Annotated in this window: 16 protein-coding genes; 12 read left to right on the plus strand and 4 right to left on the minus strand. The window is 69.8% G+C overall.

Annotated features, from left to right (window positions below; translation table 11 throughout):
* Window positions 1–4 precede the first annotated feature (4 nt).
* From BLQ91_RS21430 to BLQ91_RS21440, 3 genes are read left to right on the plus strand one after another with little or no spacing between them, the layout of a single operon-like run.
* A complete protein-coding gene (locus BLQ91_RS21430) occupies window positions 5–2302 on the plus strand; it encodes a glycosyl hydrolase family 18 protein (RefSeq protein WP_425412513.1) in 2298 nt (765 codons plus the stop codon).
* A gap of 48 nt (window positions 2303–2350) precedes the next feature.
* Window positions 2351–2785: a helix-turn-helix transcriptional regulator gene (locus BLQ91_RS21435; RefSeq protein ID WP_245733712.1), complete on the plus strand. Its 435-nt coding sequence runs from the start codon at window positions 2351–2353 to the stop codon at window positions 2783–2785.
* Between the two features lie 10 nt (window positions 2786–2795).
* Window positions 2796–3218 (plus strand): VOC family protein, encoded by a 423-nt coding sequence (locus BLQ91_RS21440; RefSeq protein WP_090099058.1) that lies wholly within the window; start codon window positions 2796–2798, stop codon window positions 3216–3218.
* Here BLQ91_RS21440 and BLQ91_RS21445 read toward each other — a convergent pair.
* Entirely contained in the window at window positions 3205–3957 is a 753-nt protein-coding gene (locus BLQ91_RS21445) for an MBL fold metallo-hydrolase (protein WP_090099060.1), read from the minus strand. The genes BLQ91_RS21440 and BLQ91_RS21445 overlap by 14 nt on opposite strands.
* 48 nt (window positions 3958–4005) lie before the next feature.
* Between BLQ91_RS21445 and BLQ91_RS21450 the strand changes: the two genes are divergently transcribed.
* The 3 genes from BLQ91_RS21450 to BLQ91_RS21460 all read left to right on the plus strand — a co-directional run bounded on the left by BLQ91_RS21450 (window position 4006) and on the right by BLQ91_RS21460 (window position 6557).
* The gene (locus BLQ91_RS21450) at window positions 4006–5268 is read left to right on the plus strand and encodes a sensor histidine kinase (protein WP_245733713.1); all 1263 of its coding nucleotides are present in this window, start codon (window positions 4006–4008) and stop codon (window positions 5266–5268) included.
* Window positions 5265–5912 carry a response regulator gene (locus BLQ91_RS21455; RefSeq protein ID WP_090099062.1) on the plus strand — a complete coding sequence of 216 codons (648 nt, stop codon included), beginning with the start codon at window positions 5265–5267 and terminating at the stop codon, window positions 5910–5912. The genes BLQ91_RS21450 and BLQ91_RS21455 overlap by 4 nt, the downstream gene beginning before the upstream one ends.
* A 108-nt stretch (window positions 5913–6020) precedes the next feature.
* Entirely contained in the window at window positions 6021–6557 is a 537-nt protein-coding gene (locus tag BLQ91_RS21460) for a hypothetical protein (RefSeq protein WP_090099064.1), read from the plus strand.
* A 200-nt stretch (window positions 6558–6757) separates the two neighbouring features.
* Here BLQ91_RS21460 and BLQ91_RS21465 read toward each other — a convergent pair whose 3' ends face one another.
* Together BLQ91_RS21465 and BLQ91_RS21470 are read right to left on the minus strand one after the other, a co-directional pair.
* On the minus strand, window positions 6758–7111 hold the full coding sequence (locus BLQ91_RS21465; RefSeq protein ID WP_090099066.1) for a VOC family protein: 354 nt from the start codon (window positions 7109–7111) through the stop codon (window positions 6758–6760).
* Window positions 7112–7120: 9 nt separating this feature from the next.
* A complete protein-coding gene (locus tag BLQ91_RS21470; RefSeq protein ID WP_090099068.1) occupies window positions 7121–8059 on the minus strand; it encodes a sigma-70 family RNA polymerase sigma factor in 939 nt (312 codons plus the stop codon).
* 55 nt (window positions 8060–8114) lie between these two features.
* Here BLQ91_RS21470 and BLQ91_RS21475 point away from each other — a divergent pair, with 55 nt between their 5' ends.
* Window positions 8115–8705, plus strand: a complete 591-nt coding sequence (locus BLQ91_RS21475; protein WP_090099070.1) for a maleylpyruvate isomerase family mycothiol-dependent enzyme — start codon at window positions 8115–8117, stop codon at window positions 8703–8705.
* Between the two features lie 151 nt (window positions 8706–8856).
* Here BLQ91_RS21475 and BLQ91_RS21480 read toward each other — a convergent pair whose 3' ends face one another.
* Window positions 8857–9309 (minus strand): MarR family winged helix-turn-helix transcriptional regulator, encoded by a 453-nt coding sequence (locus BLQ91_RS21480; RefSeq protein WP_245733714.1) that lies wholly within the window; start codon window positions 9307–9309, stop codon window positions 8857–8859.
* 55 nt (window positions 9310–9364) lie between these two features.
* On the opposite strand from BLQ91_RS21480, the gene BLQ91_RS21485 reads away from it, so the two are divergent.
* The 5 genes from BLQ91_RS21485 (at window position 9365) to kdpB (ending at window position 16852) form a co-directional block, all read left to right on the plus strand.
* The gene (locus tag BLQ91_RS21485; protein ID WP_090099072.1) at window positions 9365–11341 is read left to right on the plus strand and encodes an MMPL family transporter; all 1977 of its coding nucleotides are present in this window, start codon (window positions 9365–9367) and stop codon (window positions 11339–11341) included.
* A gap of 16 nt (window positions 11342–11357) precedes the next feature.
* Entirely contained in the window at window positions 11358–12461 is a 1104-nt protein-coding gene (locus tag BLQ91_RS21490) for a winged helix DNA-binding domain-containing protein (protein WP_090099216.1), read from the plus strand.
* A gap of 682 nt (window positions 12462–13143) precedes the next feature.
* A complete protein-coding gene (gene kdpF, locus BLQ91_RS21495; RefSeq protein WP_090099074.1) occupies window positions 13144–13242 on the plus strand; it encodes a K(+)-transporting ATPase subunit F in 99 nt (32 codons plus the stop codon).
* Window positions 13242–14864 (plus strand): potassium-transporting ATPase subunit KdpA, encoded by a 1623-nt coding sequence (gene kdpA, locus BLQ91_RS21500; protein WP_090099076.1) that lies wholly within the window; start codon window positions 13242–13244, stop codon window positions 14862–14864. The genes kdpF and kdpA overlap by 1 nt, the downstream gene beginning before the upstream one ends.
* Window positions 14861–16852: a potassium-transporting ATPase subunit KdpB gene (gene kdpB / locus BLQ91_RS21505; RefSeq protein WP_090099079.1), complete on the plus strand. Its 1992-nt coding sequence runs from the start codon at window positions 14861–14863 to the stop codon at window positions 16850–16852. Before kdpA ends, kdpB begins: the two co-directional genes overlap by 4 nt.

Genomic DNA, 16852 nt, shown 5'->3' on the forward strand with positions numbered 1-16852 from the left:
GACCGTGATAGCTGTGACCACCGCGCCGACCGCAGCCGCAGCCCACGAGGACTGCCGGCCGGACGGGCTGTACAAGACGCCGGGTGTCGAGTCGCCGTACTGCACGGTCTACGACACCGCCGGGCGCGAGATCATGGGGGACGAGTCCCGGAGGGTCATCGGGTACTTCACGAGCTGGCGCACCGGCAAGAACGGTCAGCCGGGCTACCTCGCGAAGGACATCCCCTGGAACAAGGTCACGCACCTGAACTACGCGTTCGCGCACATCGACGCGCAGAACAAGATCTCGGTCGGCGCGAACAGCCCGGCCAACTCGTCGATCGGCATGGAGTGGCCGGGTGTCGCGGGCTCCGAGATGGACCCGTCGCTGCCCTACAAGGGGCACTTCAACCAGCTGACGAAGTTCAAGAAGCAGCACCCGGACGTCAAGACGCTGATCTCGGTCGGCGGCTGGGCGGAGACGGGCGGTTTCTTCAACGCCGACGGCACCCGCAACGCTTCGGGCGGCTTCTACAAGCTCGGCCAGAACCAGGCCGCGATCGACACGTTCGCGGACAGCGTCGTGGCCTTCCTGCGCCAGTACGGCTTCAACGGCGCTGACATCGACTACGAGTACGCGACGTCGAACAACCACGCCGGCAACCCCGACGACTTCTGGATCTCCAACGCCAACCGCGGCACGCTGTGGGCCGGCTACCAGGCGATCATGAAGACGTTGCGCGAGAAGCTCGACCGCGCCGGTGCCGCCGACGGCAAGCACTACCTGCTGACCGCCGCCGTGCCCGCCTCGGGCTGGCTGCTGCGCGGCCAGGAGGCGTACCAGGTCGTCAAGTACCTCGACTACCTCAACGTCATGAGCTACGACCTGCACGGCTCGTGGAACCACTTCGTCGGCCCGAACGCCGCTCTCTACGACGACGGCAAGGACGGCGAGCTCTCGGCCGGTGGCGTCTACACGGCCCCGCAGTACGAGGGCATGGGCTATCTCAACACCGACTGGGCGTACCACTACTACCGCGGCGCCATGCAGGCCGGACGCATCAACATCGGTGTGCCGTTCTACTCGCGCGGCTGGCAGGGCGTCACCGGTGGCACGAACGGGTTGTGGGGCAAGGCGGCGTTGCCGAACCAGTCGCAGTGCCCGCCCGGCACCGGTTCCTCGGTCGGCTCGACCACGCCGTGCGGCAACGGCGCGTCCGGCATCGACAACATCTGGCACGACGTCACCGCCGGTGGCGCCGAGGTCCCGTCCGGTGTGAACCCGTTGTGGCACACCAAGAACCTCGAAGCCAAGATCGCCGGTTCGTACGGTCCGCAGTACGGTCTCGACCCGGTCAACGACCCGACCGACCGCCTCACCGGCACCTACACGCCGCACTACGACTCGACGCTGAAGTCGCCGTGGTTGTGGAACAACGACAAGAAGGTGTTCCTCTCCACCGAGACCGAGCAGTCGATCGCGGAGAAGGCGAAGTACGTGCGGGACAAGGGTCTCGGCGGCATCATGATCTGGGAGCTCGCCGGTGACTACCGGTTCGACTCCGCCAAGAACGAGTACTTTATCGGTGACACCCTGCTGTCGACCATCAACACCGGCCTGAACGGTGCCGCGCCCTACGGCGCCCTGAAGGCCACCACGCAGCAGACGCAGTCGCTGGCCGTGGACGTCGACATCTACGGCTACGCGCTGGGGGACAACAACTACCCGATCACGCCGAAGATCAAGTTCACCAACCGGTCGAACGTCACGATCCCCGGCGGGACGAAGATCGCGTTCGACTACGGCACCAGCGCTCCCGGCAGCATGGCCGACCAGTCCGGCTTCGGGCTGAAGGTCGTCTCGAAGGGACACACCGGGCCGAACGTGGGCGGCCTGAAGGGCGACTTCCAGAAGGTGGAGCTCGCGCTGCCGTCGTGGCAGTCGCTCGCACCGGGCGCGTCGATCGAGCTGACCGTCAGCTACCAGCTGCCGATCTCGACCCCGTCGAACTTCGTGTTCACGTTCGGCGGCCAGTCGTACGCGATCTCGGCTGACCACCCGCGCATCGGTGGCGGCACCCCGCCGACCTCCACGACCACGTCCACGACGACCACGACCACCACCACGACCACCACGACGACCACGACGACCACGACCCCGCCGGTCTGCTCGCTGCCGGCGTGGGACAGGGCGAAGGTCTACAACGGAGGCAACGAGGTGTCGCACAAGGGCCGCAAGTGGCGGGCCCAGTGGTGGACGCAGGGCGAGGAGCCCGGCACCGCCGGTGAGTGGGGCGTCTGGCGCGACCAGGGCGCCTGCTAGTCCCTGGGAGTCAGCGACCTGTCAGGCGCGGGCCTTAGGCTGTCGAACGTGACCGCCCAAGACCCGCGCCTGCAGGAGCTGGTCCTGCTCCGCAAGGTCCGCGACCGGATCGACCGCGAGTACCGCCAGCCGCTCGACGTGGCGGCACTCGCGCGCGGCGTCCACCTGTCGGCGGGCCACCTCTCGCGCGCGTTCCGCGCCGCGTTCGGCGAGTCGCCCTACAGCTACCTCATGACCCGCCGCATCGAGCGCGCCATGACGTTGCTGCGTCGCGGCGACATGTCCGTCACCGACGTCTGCTTCGAGGTCGGCTGCAGCTCGCTCGGCACGTTCAGCACGAGGTTCTCCGAACTCGTGGGCATGTCACCCAGCCAGTACCGCAAGGTCGCCGCGACCGACGGCCTGGGCATCCCGAACTGCCTGGCCAAGGCCGTGATGCGGCCGATCAGGAATCGAGAAGCGACCGCCGGGCCCGCGGACTAGGTTGACCGCCATGTCCGTCATCATCGCCTCGGCGTTCCTCCCGGCAGACGACCCCGAGAAGTCCCTCGGCTTCTTCCGCGACGCCCTCGGCTTCGAGGTCCGCCAGGACGTCGGCCAGGGCACCATGCGCTGGATCACCGTCGGTCCGCCCGGCCAGCCCGAGACCGGCATCGTCCTGCACCCGCCCGCCGCCGACCCCGGCGTGAGCGACGAGGAGCGCCGCACGATCGCCGTCCTGATGGCCAAGGGCGTCTACACGGCCATCTCGCTCGCCTCGAAGGACCTGCAGGGCACGTTCGACCGCGCGCGGGCGTGGGTCGAGTCGTCCGGCGCCGGCGAGGTGCTGCAGGAGCCCGAGGACCAGCCGTGGGGCGTGCGCGACTGCTCGTTCCGCGACCCGGCCGGCAACCTGGTTCGCATCAACCAGCTGTGATCGTCGTGCCCGGCTCGGCGTAGGACACCTCGCCCGAGTACCGCGACGAGGCACGGGTGACCGCGTCCCGCGAGGTCAGGAAGCGGCCCACGTGCGTGACGACCAAGCGGCCCGCACCGGCTTCGGAGGCCGTCCGACCTGCGTGCTCCGGTGTGTGGTGGGCCATGTCCGCGGTCTCCTCCGCGCTTTCGCTCTCACACAGCAGCACGTCGGTGCCGCGCGCCAGTTCGACCAGGCTCGCGCAGCGCGCGGTGTCGCCGGAGTAGGTGAGCGACCTGCCGCCCGCCTCGACGCGCAGGCCGAACGCCGGGATGCCGTGCTCGACGGCGGCCGTCGTGAGGGTGGCCGAGCCGACGGTCACCTGGTGGCCGTCGTGCAGTTCGGTGATCGCGAACGCCGACTCGACCGGGCTGCGCTCCGGTCCGTTGGTGAGGAACGCGGCCAGGCGGTCCGCGGTGCCGGGCGGCCCGTACAGCGGCACCGGGTCGCGCTCGACGTCCGCGAACAACAGGGCGTAGTAGGCGGTGAGCAGGTCCGCGCTGTGGTCGGCGTGCAGGTGCGAGATCCAGATCGCGTCGAGGTCCTGCAGGCGCGTGTGCCGTTGCAGCGGGCCGAGCGTGCCGGCGCCCGCGTCCACCCACAGGCGCGTGCCGCCGTGCGACACGAGGTAGCCGGAGCACGGGTTGTCCACGCTCGGGTAGGGCGTCGCGCAGCCGAGCACCGTCACACTGAGGTCCATGCACCGAGCGTAGATCAACGGGCTCCGGCGGCAGGTACCTTGAGCCCCGTGGAAGAGCCCGACTGGAACGAGTGGCGGCGGCCCGGACCCACGCCCGCGCAACGACGGCGTGACATAGGCATCGCCGTGATCGTGCTGCTGTGCGCGATCGAGGTCACGACGCTGGTCAACAGCATGGGCGCCTTCGCGTTCAGGAACCCGCCGAGCCTCGCCGCGCAGCTGGTGTGGATGGTCGCGCTGTCCGTGCCGCTGGTGGTGCGCCGCCGCTACCCGCTCGCCGTCGTGGTCGTGGTGTCCGTGATCTTCATCGCGGCGCAGATGAACCGCGTCGGTGACAACCTGGTGCCGTCCGCGATCCTGTTCCTCGCGATCTTCACCGTCGGCGCGTGGGAGAGGAATCGCGTCGTGGCGCGGTGGTCGCGCGTCGGCGTCATCGTCTCGATGTTCCTGTGGCTGGGGTTCAACCTCGTCCGCGCGCTGCTCGGGCCGAGGGGCGACTTCGAGAACGCGGCGGGGCCGATCGACCCCGTGCTCGCGTCCGTCCTCTACGGACTCGAGTTCAACGTTTTCTTCTTCCTGTTCGCCTACGTCGTCGGCGAGATGGCGTGGCTGGGAGCTCGCCGCCTGGCTCAGCTGGAGTTCCAGCAGGAGGAGCTGCGGCGTTCGCAGGAGCAGAACACCCGGGGCGCCATCACGGCCGAACGCATGCGCATCGCCCGCGACCTCCACGACGTCGTGGCGCACCACGTGTCCGTGATGGGCATCCAGGCAGGTGCCGCCCGCCGCGTCCTGGACTCCGACCCGGCCTTGGCCCGCGACGCGCTGCAGACCGTCGAGCAGACCGCCCGGACCGCGATCAGCGAGCTGCGCGGCCTGCTCGGCGTGCTGCGCGCCGACGCCGAACCCGACCTGAAGGCCGCTCCCGGACTCGACGACCTGCCGGAGCTGCTCGAGAACGCCCGCGCAACCGGCCTCGACGTCTCGCACGGCGTCTACGGTGCACCTCGGGAGGTGCCGTCTGGTGTCGCCTTGTCGGCGTATCGGGTCGTGCAGGAAGCACTGACGAACGTGGTGAAGCACGCCGACGCCAAGCACGTCGACGTGCGGATGCGGTTCCTCGACAGCGCTCTGGAGGTGGAGATCACCGACGACGGGCGCGGCCGTCCCTCCCAGACCGGACCAGGCTTCGGGCTCGTCGGCATGCGGGAACGTCTGGCCGTGCACGGCGGTTCGCTGGAAGCAGGACCAAGGCGCGAAGCGGGCTACCTGGTCCGTGCGTCGCTGCCGACGGCTTCGGAGGAGAAGGCGTGAGCTTGCGAGTCGTGCTGGCCGACGACCAGGACCTGGTCCGAGCCGGCTTCCGGGTCATCCTCGGCACCGAGCCGGGCATCGAGGTGGTCGGCGAGGCGGGCGACGGTGCCCAGGCCGTCGAGCTGGTCGCGGAGCTGAAGCCGGACGTCGTGCTGATGGACGTCCAGATGCCGCGCGTGGACGGCCTCGAGGCCACCCGCCAGATCCTTTCGGCGGGGCACGGCACCCGCGTGGTCATCCTGACGACGTTCGACCGCGAGGACTACCTCTTCGAGGCGCTGCAGGCGGGGGCGAGCGGCTTCCTGCTCAAGAACGCCTCACCCGAGGACCTGGTGGAGTCCGTCCGCGTCGTCGCCCGCGGCGACGCCCTCCTGTCACCCGAGGTGACGCGCCGGGTCATCGCGCGCTTCAGCACCTCCGCGCGGGAGCGCACCCGTCCGCCGGAGCTCACCGACCGCGAGTTCGAGGTGCTGGTGGAGCTGGCGAAGGGCGCCTCGAACGCGGAGATCGCCGCCACGCTGTTCCTGGGGGAGACCACCGTGAAGACGCACGTCTCGCGCGTGCTGACCAAGCTGGGCCTGCGCGACCGCACCCACGCCGTCGTGTTCGCCTACGAGCGCGGGATCGTGACGCCGGGTGGCTGAGGCTCGTACGCAGACTGACGTACGCGGGATCCTTGTGTGAGCGGATGATGCGGGCGTTCGTGGTGGCGAGAGTAGAACGCGACACCACGAGAGAAGGAGCGCACCGCGATGACTTCCACCCGCAAGCTCAGTGGCCGTACCCGCAAGGCGGTGCTGCTCGTGCACGTCCTGGCGGCGGCGGCGTGGCTCGGCATCGACCTCGCGTTCGGGATCCTCGTCGTGGTCGCCCTGTCCACAGAGGACACCTCGGTGGCCGGCATCGCCGTCCAGGCCGTGGACCTCTTCGCGATCTGGCCGATGTTCGGGGCCAGCGTCGTGTGCATGATCTCCGGCGTCGTTCTCGGTCTGGGCAGCAGGTACGGGCTCGTGCGGTACTGGTGGGTCGCTCTCAAGCTGTTCCTGAACGTCGGCATGTCGCTGCTGATCGCCTTCGCGCTGCGGCCGGGCGTGGCGGAGGCGGCGCGGATCGGCGAGCGGATGCTGGCGGGCGACCCGTCCGCGGTGCTGCCGTCCGGCCTGGCGCACCCGGTCGTGGTGGCGCCGACGTTGCTGCTGCTCGCCTACTTCCTGTCGGTGTTCAAGCCCTGGGGCCGGATCCGCTCGGCTGCGCGACCGGAGCGCCGTGATCTGGTCGGGGCGGTCTAGTGGCTCGGCCCGCCCCAGAAGTCCACCCTCATCACGAACCGCCGCTTCGTCGGACGCGTGACCTCCACGAACCCGGCCTCCTCGAGCACCTGCCGCGCTCGTACGTCGGCTCCTGCCGCCGAAACGCCTTGCGCACAAGGAACACCTCACGGCCCACACGCCGTCGTCGTCCGACGGCAGGATCCGGATCCTCCGGCCGACTAGAGCTGCTGCGTGAGGTTCACGGGGTTTCCGTCCGGATCGAACACGTGCGCGACCCGGCGGCCCCACGGCATGTCGTTCGCCGGTCCCCGCACCCGCCCGCCCGCGGGTTCGACCAGCGGCAGCAGCGCGTCGACGTCGGTCACGGCGATGTCCAGCGCGATCCGCGGCGTCGCCGAGAGGTCGGCGTCCTCCGCGACGAGGCCGAGCTCGGACTCGTCGATCCGCAGGGCCTTGTAGAACACCTCGCCCTGCTCCGGGTACCGGAAGACCTCGGTCGCGCCGAAGACCTGCTCGTAGAACGCCTGCACGGCCGGCAGGTCCGGGGTGATGATGATGGGCTGGATCCCCATTAACGCCTCCTAGTCGTCCACGGTGGTACGGGACGGCCGCCCGGAACTCATCGGTGCGCCGAACAACGGCAGCAACTCGTCGACGTTCAGGTACGTCGTCGTCCCCGTGACCAGCCCACCCCGCACGTCGAGGAACACCAGCCCGAACGGCTGCTCCATCCCCGGCCGCAGCTGCCAGTAGGCGGGCGACCCGTTCGCCCCGACGGGCACCAGCCAAGCACCGTCGCACGAGGCGTTCGGATCGCTCAACGCCAGGGAGATCGCCTCACGCCCGCGCAGCCACCAGCTGAACGGCGGCATCGACATCGTGGCGTCCTCGTGCAGCAACGCGACCAACGTCCGCACGTCGTGCCGCTCGAACGCCTCGCAGTACCGGCTGAGCAGTGACTTCTGCACAGGATCCGCCGGGTCCAGCGGCTCCCCGGGGTCGACGTCGCGCAGGGACGCCCGAGCCCGCTGCAACGCGCTGTTGACCGCGGCGACGGAGATGTCCAGCAGGGCGGCGACCTCGGCGGCCTGCCAGGCCAGCACGTCGCGCAGGATCAGCACCGCGCGCTGCCGGGCCGGCAGGTGCTGGAGTGCCGCCACGAAAGCCAGCCGCACGGTCTCGCGGCGGATCGCCAGGTCCTCGGGCAGCACCGCCGCGTCCGGCACCGGCTGCACGAAGACGCGTTCGGGCAGGGGAGCGCCGATCTCCCCGCCCGACGGCCCGAGGTCAACGGCCAGAGCACGCCGCTGAGCCGACCGTTGCATGTCGATGCAGATGTTCGTGGCGATGCGGTAGAGCCACGTGCGCAGCGACGCGCGTGACGGGTCGTAGCTGTCGTACGCCTTCCATGCGCGCACGAGTGTTTCCTGCACGGCGTCCTCGGCCTCGAAGCCCGAGCCGAGCATGCGGTAGCAGTAGCCGGTCAGCTCGATCCGGAACGGCTCCAGCGCGTCGATCACGCACCGACCCTACGCGGACCGATGAGTCCGGGCCGGACGATCCGTACACACGACCATGACGCAGGACATCCGGGCCGCGGTGGCGGCCGAACGACGTGAGCAGGCCGAGCTCCTCAGCGGACTGACCGAGGACCAGTGGAACGCCCCCAGCCTCTGCGAGGGCTGGACCGTCAAGCACGTCGTCGCCCACACGACGCTGCCGTACCGCTCGCCGGGCAGGCGCGTGCTGTGGGAGCTGCTCAAGTCGGCGGGTCGCTTCAACCACGCCTCCGACCGCATGGCCCGCCAGGACGCGGCGGCACTGTCCACGGGCGACCTGCTGCGAACGCTGAAGGCCAACGTCGACCACCCGTGGACGCCGCCCGGTGGAGGCGCGGTGGGCGCGTTGTCGCACGACGTGATCCACGGACTGGACATCACGGTGGCGCTCGGCCTGGACCGCAAGGTGCCCCACGAGCGGCTGCGGATGGTCCTCGACGGCATGAAACCCGCCAACGTCGAGTACTTCGGCGCGGACCTGCGGGACAAGCGGCTGGAGGCCACGGACCTGGAGTGGGCGTTCGGGCAGGGGCAGCCGGTCAGGGACGAGGCGCAGAACCTGTTGCTGCTGGTGTGCGGGCGACGGCTGCCGTCGGCTCAGCGGTAGCCGGGGCGGAGGACGTCGAGGGTGACCGGGCCGACGGGCGCGGAGGTCCGGTCAGTCGCTGTTCGCTGGAGCGAAAGCGTCCCCGTGGTGGACGCCCTCCTCGCGCAGGAGCCGGCCCCGGAACGCCGGGAGCCCGGGTCGAAGCCGCGGCTCAGCCCGTGCCGCTGACCTCTTCGCGCACCCGCGAGGTCGCCTCGATCGTCGACGCGAGGAACTTCGCCACCACCCCCCGCTCGTCCGGGCTCATCCCCGCCCAGGCCGAGGCGTACTCCCGGGCCAGCGGCTGGAAGAACGTGGCCGCCAGCGCCGTCGCCGTGTCGAGCACCCGCAGCTCGACGCGGCGGCGGTCGCCGGGATCGCGGTCGCGCACGACGTGGCCGGCCCTTTCCAGGCGGTCGAGGACGGACGTCGTGGCCGAGGCGCTGAGGTTCAGCGCCCTCGCCAGCGTGCCGGGTGTCATCGGAGTGGTCATGATGAGGTTCAGCGCTGTCATGTCGGTGGGATGCAACTCGTGAGCGGCGCTGAAGATCTCCAGGAACCGGTTCGACTCCATCACCAGCGTGCGCAACATCATGCTCAGGTCGTAGTCGGTTGCATCGTTCACGGGGACAGCTTACTGTTTCGGCCATCGAAACGTTCGACGATCGAAGGAACATCTGATGCGAGTCCTCGCCGGCGTCCTGCTCGTGGTCTGGCTGGCCCTGGGCGGCTTCACCGGCCCGTACGCGGGCAAGTTGTCGGAGGTGGCGGAGAACGACAGCAGTGCGTTCCTGCCCAACTCCGCCGAGTCCACCCAGGTCGCCGAGCTGCAGAAGAAGTTCCAGCGCGAGGAGGCCATCCCGGCGATCGTCGTGGTGGAACGCTCCGGCGGGCTGACCGAGGACGACAAGAAGTACCTCGCCGAGCAGGCCAAGGGCTTCCAGGCGTCGCCGGTGATCCCGGCGCCCAACGACAACGAGGCCGCGCAGCTCGTCGTGCTGCTCGATCCGGCCAAGGACGTCAAGGACTCGGTCTTCCAGCTCCGCGACGGCGCGCGAGGTGCGCCCGAGGGGCTGACGGTGCTGGTCACCGGGCCGGCGGCGCAGGTCGCGGACCTCGTGGAGGCGTTCGGCGGGATCGACGGGTTGCTGCTGGTCGTCGCGGCCGCGGTGGTCGCGCTGATCCTGCTCGTCGTCTACCGCAGTCCCATCCTGCCGGTCGTGGTGCTGGTGTCGGCGGTGTTCGCGCTGGGGCTGGCCAGTTTCGTGGTCTACCTGCTCGCCAAGAACGACGTGCTGGCGCTCAACGGCCAGAGCCAGGGCATCCTGTCGATCCTGGTGGTCGGCGCCGCGACGGACTACGCCCTGTTGCTGGTGTCGAGGTTCCGCGAGGAGCTGCGCGACAGCGAGGACAGGGTCGCCGCCATCAGGGCGGCCTGGCGCGGCACGATCGAGCCCATCGCCGCGTCCGCCGGCACCGTGATCCTCGGCGTGCTGTGCCTGCTGTTCAGCGACCTCGACTCGAACAAGGGCCTCGGGCCGGTGGCGGCCATCGGCATCGGCGCCGCGCTGATCACGACCATGACGTTCCTGCCCGCGGTGCTGGCGCTGCTCGGACGGGCCGCCTTCTGGCCGTTCGCGCCGAAGTTCGGCTCCGGGCACCCCGAGACGAGCGGGCTCTGGGGGCGCACGGCGAATTTCGTGCGCAGCAAGCCCCGGGCGATCTGGGTCGTCTCGACGCTCGTGCTGCTCGTCGGCGCGGCGTTCCTGCCGCAGCTCAAGGCGTCCGGCACGGCGCAGTCCGACGTGTTCCTCACCGAGGTCGAGTCCGTCGCGGGCCAGGAGGTGCTGTCGCGGCACTTCCCCGGCGGCACCGGGTCGCCGACGATCATCATCGCGCAGGAGGCGGAGGCCGCGGAGGTCCTGCGGAAGGCCGAGGTGGACGGTGTCGCCGAGGTCCGGCCGGCCGGAACCGCGGACGGGCTCGTCAGCATCCAGGCCACGCTCGCGGACGCGCCCGACTCCGACGCGGCGGTCGCGACCGTGCAACGGATCCGCGACGCCGTGCGCGGGACGGGCGAGGCGAAGGTCGGCGGGCCGACGGCGACGCTGCTCGACACCAGGACGACGTCCGAGCACGACCGGACGCTGATCATCCCCATCGTGCTCGTGGTGATCTTCCTGATCCTCGCCGTGCTGCTCCGGTCGCTGCTCGCGCCGTTGCTGCTGATCGCGACGGTGGTGCTGTCGTTCGCGGCGACCATGGGCGTGTCGGCGCTGGTGTTCAACCACGTCTTCGACTTCCCGGGCTCGGACCCGGTGGTGCCGCTGTTCGGGTTCGTGTTCCTGGTGGCGCTGGGCATCGACTACAACATCTTCCTGATGACCCGCGTCCGCGAGGAGACCCGGCGGCTCGGCACGGTCGAGGGCACGATCAGGGGCCTCAGCCTCACCGGTGGCGTGATCACGTCGGCCGGTGTGGTGCTCGCGGCGACGTTCGCGGCGCTGGCCGTGCTGCCGATCCTGTTCCTGACGCAGATCGCGTTCATCGTGGCGTTCGGCGTGCTGCTCGACACGCTGCTGGTGCGGTCGTTGCTCGTCCCGGCGCTGTCGGTGGACATCGGTGGCCGGATCTGGTGGCCGTCGAAGCTCCGGTGAGCCAGGATTGGCGGTCATGACCTACACGGCCCGTCAGCTCAACCGCGCCACCCTCGACCGGCAGATGCTGCTGAGGCGTGAACCCGTGGACGTGCTGACGGCCGTGGACCGGGTCGTGGCGATCCAGGCGCAGGAACCCGCGTCGCCGTACCTCGCGCTGTGGAACCGGGTCGAGGACTTCGACCCGGCGGACCTGGACGAGGCGTTCACGAGCGGGGCGGTCCGCAAGGCGTCGCTGATGCGGATCACCCTGCACGCCGTCACCGCCGCCGACCACGAGGTGTTCCACCACGCGATGCTGCCCGCGTTGCGCGCCTCCCGGCTGTACGACAAGCGCTTCAAGGGCATGGACGTCACGATCGAGCAGACCGACGCGTTGCTCGGGCACCTGCTGGAGTTCGCGAGGACGCCGCGGCAGAAGGCCGAGATCGAGGAACTGCTGCACTCCCACGTCGGCGACGTCGGCGAACCGGGCGTCTGGTGGGCGCTGCGGACCTACGGAGGTCTTGTCCACGCGCCGACGGGCGGGCCGTGGTCTTTCGGCCTGCGGCCCGCCTACCGGTCCGTGACGACGCGGGCGCGCGAACGGCTGGAGTGCGTGGCCGCGATGCTGCGCCGCTACCTCACCGGCTTCGGACCGGCGACCGTGCCCGACATGAACCAGTTCACCATGCTGCCGCGCACGACGATCCGCGAAGCCCTGGCACTGCTCGACCTCACCGAGTCCGGTGGCTACTACGACGTTCCCCACCGGACGGTGCCGGACGAGGAGACCCCGGCGCCGCCCAGGCTGATGGCGATGTGGGACAGCACGTTGCTCGCCTACGCCGACCGGACCCGGCTGATCCCGGAGCCCTACCGGAAAGTGGTCATCCGCACCAACGGCGACACCCTGCCCACCCTCCTCGTCGACGGCCGGGTCGCCGGCGTCTGGCGTCCCACCGAGGACGGCGGAATCGAAGCGACCTCGTTCCACGCGCTCAGCGACGACGACTGGACCGGCCTCGCCGAAGAGGCCGCGACGCTGAAGAAACTCCTCGGGGACAGGGAACCGCAGGTGTACCGCCGCTACGCACGGTGGTGGAACGGCCTTCCCGCCCACGACGTTCGTGTCGTGTGAGAACGTCGAGATCCACAAAGGACGCCCGCTGAGCCCTCCCGCGACGCCTGGTCACCAACGGCGTCGCGGAGTTCGTCGGCAAGCACCCAGCCCAGAACGTGGTCGCCATGGCGACCTCCTCGTTACGCCGATCGGACGCTGTGGTCGATAGGTCGTCCGGGAGTGACCAGGCGTTATCACGTTCGGCAACAATTCGGGGGCCGGTGTTGCCAGTCGATCGCGAGGCTCGCGCGACGGACACCGGGAAGCCGGCGTGCAGGAAGATCGAGGAATTCAGCGGCCCACGAGATGGACCGCTGGTGGTGGAAGCTGTCGAGGAAGACGCCCGGACCACCTCGCGGCCCCGCGGCACCCCGTCCAGGCGTCGCAGAACGTCGTCTTGCCTGCGCCGTCCACGCCGTCGACCGCCACCAGGCAGGTCTCACAGATCGTGACCGCGATGAGCCCTATCGGATGAGACCGGCGTCTCTCCTGCCTCAAGAACGCGTAAAGGCCGGGCCTGCCCCCGTAAGGACGTTGTCAGGCATCCCCTGATCAGGCATTTCGTGATGCACGCTGCCGGGCGTCCTCAAGAACGCCAAGTCGTGGAAGGGAGCGGCGTCATGGCCGACCTGGCCTACGCGTTGCTGCTGATCGGGAGTTTCGTCGTGCTGGGCCTGACGGTGCGTGGACTGGAGAAGTTGTGAGCACGGGACTCGTCGCGAACGCCGCCGGCGGCGTGATCGCGCTCGTGCTGCTCGTCTACCTGGTCATCGCACTCGTCAGGCCGGAGAAGTTCTGATGCCACCTCTCGCCGCCGGCCTCCTGCAGGTCGGCATCCTCTTCGCGGCCCTCGCGGTCGCGTACCGGCCCCTTGGCGACCACATGGCCCGCGTGTACACCGCGAAAGGCCATTTAGGACTCGAACGAGCCGTCTACCGGTTCGCGCGGATCGACCCCGAGGCCGAGCAGAAGTGGAGCACCTACGCCTACGGCGTGCTCGGCTTCTCGTTCGTCGGCATCGTGTTCCTCTACATCGTCCAGCGGCTGCAGTCGTTGCTGCCGTTCGACTTCGACCGCGGCAACGTCGGCCCCGGCATGGCGTTCAACACGGCGATCAGCTTCGTGGCCAACACCAACTGGCAGTCGTACGTGCCGGAGGTCGTGATGGGCCACGCGGTCCAGATGATCGGCCTGACCGTGCAGAACTTCGTGTCCGCGGCGGTCGGCCTGGCCGTCGCCGTCGCGCTGGTGCGCGGATTCGTGCGGCACCAGACGGACCGGCTCGGCAACTTCTGGGTCGACCTGACCCGCGGCACCGTCAGGATCCTGCTGCCCATCGCGTTCATCGGCGCCGTCGTGCTGGTCGCGCTCGGCGTGACGATGAGCCTCGAGTCCGGGGTGGACGTCGACGGCCAGGTGGTGGCGAACGCTCCGGTCGCCAGCCAGGAGGTCATCAAGGCGTTCGGCACCAACGGCGGCGGCGTGCTCAACGCCAACTCGGCGCACCCGTTCGAGAACCCGAACGAGTGGACCAACCTCGTCGAGGTCTTCCTGATCCTCGTCGTCCCGGTCGCGCTCACCCGCACGTTCGGCCGGCTCGTCGGCACCGCGAAGCAGGGTCACGTCCTGCTCGGCGTCATGGGCGTCATCTGGTCCGCGATGCTCGCGGTGATCTGGGCCGCCGAGGCGAACGGCGTCCGGCCGCTGGAGGGCAAGGAGCTCCGGTTCGGCATCCCCGGCAGCGCGATCTTCGCCGACGCCACCACGGGCACGTCGACCGGCGCGGTCAACTCGCTGCACGACAGCTACACCGGGCTCGGTGGCGGTGCGGCGATGCTGAATATGCTGTTCGGCGAGATGACGCCCGGCGGTGTCGGAACCGGTCTCTACGGCATCCTCGTCATGGCGGTCATCGCGATGTTCCTCGCCGGGCTGATGGTCGGCCGCACGCCCGAGTACCTCGGCAAGAAGCTGGGGCGCAGGGAGGTCACGGCCGCCGCGGTCTCGATCCTCGCGATGCCGACCGTGCTGCTGGTCGGAGCCGGCATCGCCGCTGTTCTGCCGGGCACGCCGGCCGCGCTGAACAACCCGGGAGAGCACGGTCTGTCGGAGATCCTCTACGCCTACGCGTCGGCTTCCAACAACAACGGAAGCGCGTTCGCGGGCATCACCGCGACCAGCGACTGGTTCCAGTCCTCGCTCGGCCTGTGCATGCTCTTCGGCCGCTTCGTCCCGATGATCGCGGTGCTGGCGCTCGCCGGATCCCTCGCGGCGCAGAAGAAGGTGCCGGTCACGGCGGGCACGCTGCCCACCACCGGCCCGCTCTTCGCGACGCTGCTGACCGGCGCGATCGTCCTGGTGGCCGCGCTGACGTTCGTTCCCGCTCTCGCCCTGGGTCCCATCGCGGAGGCACTGCTGTGACCGCCACGCTCCGGAAACCGGCCCCGCGGCAGGACAAGACCCCTGCCGAGCCGGGCATCGCCGCCGCACTCCCGGAGGCGGTGCGCAAGCTCCACCCGCGCCACCAGCTGCGCAGCCCCGTCATGGTCGTCGTCTGGGCGGGATCGGCGCTGGTCACCGTGTTCGCGGTGACCGGGCCGAGCGTCTTCACGATCGCCGTCGCGGCCTGGCTGTGGTCCACCGTGCTGTTCGCGAACCTCGCCGAGGCCGTCGCGGAGGGACGCGGCAAGGCGCAGGCCGAGTCGTTGCGCAGGACCAAGGAGGACGCCGTCGCCCGGCTCGCCAGCGGTGACGTCGTGCCCGGCACCGAGCTGAAGATCGGTGACCTCGTGGTCGTCGAGGCCGGTGAGGTGATCCCCGGTGACGGCGACGTCGTCGAGGGCATCGCGACCGTCGACGAGTCGGCGATCACCGGCGAGTCCGCGCCCGTCATCCGCGAGTCCGGAGGCGACCGGTGCGCCGTCACGGGTGGCACGACGGTGCTGTCCGACCGGATCGTCGTGAGGATCACGACCAGGCCCGGCGAGTCCTTCGTGGACCGGATGATCGCGTTGGTGGAAGGCGCCGAACGGCAGAAGACGCCGAACGAGATCGCGCTGACGATCCTGCTGTCGACGCTGACGATCATCTTCCTGCTGGCCGTCGTGGCGCTGCAGCCGTTCGCGATCTACTCCGGCGGCGAGCAGTCGGTGGTCGTGCTCACCGCTCTGCTGGTCTGCCTGATCCCGACGACGATCGGCGCGCTGCTGTCCGCGATCGGCATCGCCGGCATGGACCGGCTGGTGCGGCGCAACGTGCTCGCCACCTCCGGCAAGGCCGTCGAGGCGGCCGGCGACATCGACACGCTGCTGCTCGACAAGACCGGGACGATCACGTGGGGCAACCGGCACGCGACCGAGTTCATCCCGGTCGGCACGACCTCCCACGAGACGCTGGTGGCGGCGGCACGGCTCGCGAGCCTCGCCGACGACACCCCCGAGGGCCGCAGCATCCTCGAACTCGCGGGCGGTGAGCCCGCGGACGAGCACGAGAAGACCGGCGAGTTCGTGCCGTTCACCGCGCAGACCCGCATGTCCGGCATCGACCTCGACGGCCGGGTGGTCCGCAAGGGCGCCGCGTCCGCGTTCGAGCTGACCGACCCGGCGCGCGAGGTCGTGGACGGGATCAGCGCGCAGGGCGGCACCCCGCTCGTCGTGGCGGAGAACGGTCGTGTCCTCGGCGTCGTCCGGCTGTCCGACGTGGTGAAGCCCGGGATGAAGGAACGCTTCGCCGAGCTGCGCGCGATGGGCATCCGGACGGTCATGGTCACCGGCGACAACCCGTTGACCGCGAAGGCCATCGCCGCGGAAGCGGGAGTGGACGACTTCCTCGCGGAGGCCAAGCCCGAGGACAAGATGGCCCTGATCCGCAAGGAGCAGGAGGGCGGGCGGCTCGTCGCGATGACCGGTGACGGCACGAACGACGCGCCCGCGCTGGCCCAGGCCGACGTCGGCGTCGCGATGAACACCGGCACGTCCGCCGCGAAGGAGGCCGGCAACATGGTCGACCTCGACTCGGACCCGACCAAGCTCATCGAGATCGTGGAGATCGGCAAGCAGCTGCTGATCACCCGCGGCGCGCTGACGACGTTCTCCGTGGCCAACGACCTGGCGAAGTACTTCGCGATCCTGCCGGCCATGTTCGCGGCGATCTACCCGGCGCTCGACCGGCTCAACGTCATGCACCTCGCGACGCCGCAGTCCGCGATCCTGTCCGCGGTGATCTTCAACGCGCTGGTGATCGTGGCGCTGATCCCGCTGGCGCTGAGAGGTGTGCGGTACCGGCCGTCCAGCGCCTCCGCGCTGCTGCGGCGCAACCTGCTGATCTACGGCTTGGGCGGCGTCGTGACGCCGTTCGCCGGGATCTGGCTGATCGACCTGTTCGTGCGACTCATCCCCGGGATCGGCTGA

It is taken from the genome of Lentzea jiangxiensis, from assembly GCF_900104175.1.
GTDB lineage: Bacteria > Actinomycetota > Actinomycetes > Mycobacteriales > Pseudonocardiaceae > Lentzea > Lentzea jiangxiensis.

Excerpts from the sequence above, each read along its gene's own strand:
- BLQ91_RS21445 (WP_090099060.1), bottom strand. The coding sequence starts at position 3,957 with ATGGACCTCAGTGTGACGGTGCTCGGCTGCGCGACGCCCTACCCGAGC.
- BLQ91_RS21485 (WP_090099072.1), top strand. The coding sequence starts at position 9,365 with ATGCGAGTCCTCGCCGGCGTCCTGCTCGTGGTCTGGCTGGCCCTGGGC.
- BLQ91_RS21465 (WP_090099066.1), bottom strand. The coding sequence starts at position 7,111 with ATGGGGATCCAGCCCATCATCATCACCCCGGACCTGCCGGCCGTGCAG.
- BLQ91_RS21460 (WP_090099064.1), top strand. The coding sequence starts at position 6,021 with ATGACTTCCACCCGCAAGCTCAGTGGCCGTACCCGCAAGGCGGTGCTG.
- BLQ91_RS21440 (WP_090099058.1), top strand. The coding sequence starts at position 2,796 with ATGTCCGTCATCATCGCCTCGGCGTTCCTCCCGGCAGACGACCCCGAG.
- BLQ91_RS21475 (WP_090099070.1), top strand. The coding sequence starts at position 8,115 with ATGACGCAGGACATCCGGGCCGCGGTGGCGGCCGAACGACGTGAGCAG.
- kdpA (WP_090099076.1), top strand. The coding sequence starts at position 13,242 with ATGCCACCTCTCGCCGCCGGCCTCCTGCAGGTCGGCATCCTCTTCGCG.
- BLQ91_RS21490 (WP_090099216.1), top strand. The coding sequence starts at position 11,358 with ATGACCTACACGGCCCGTCAGCTCAACCGCGCCACCCTCGACCGGCAG.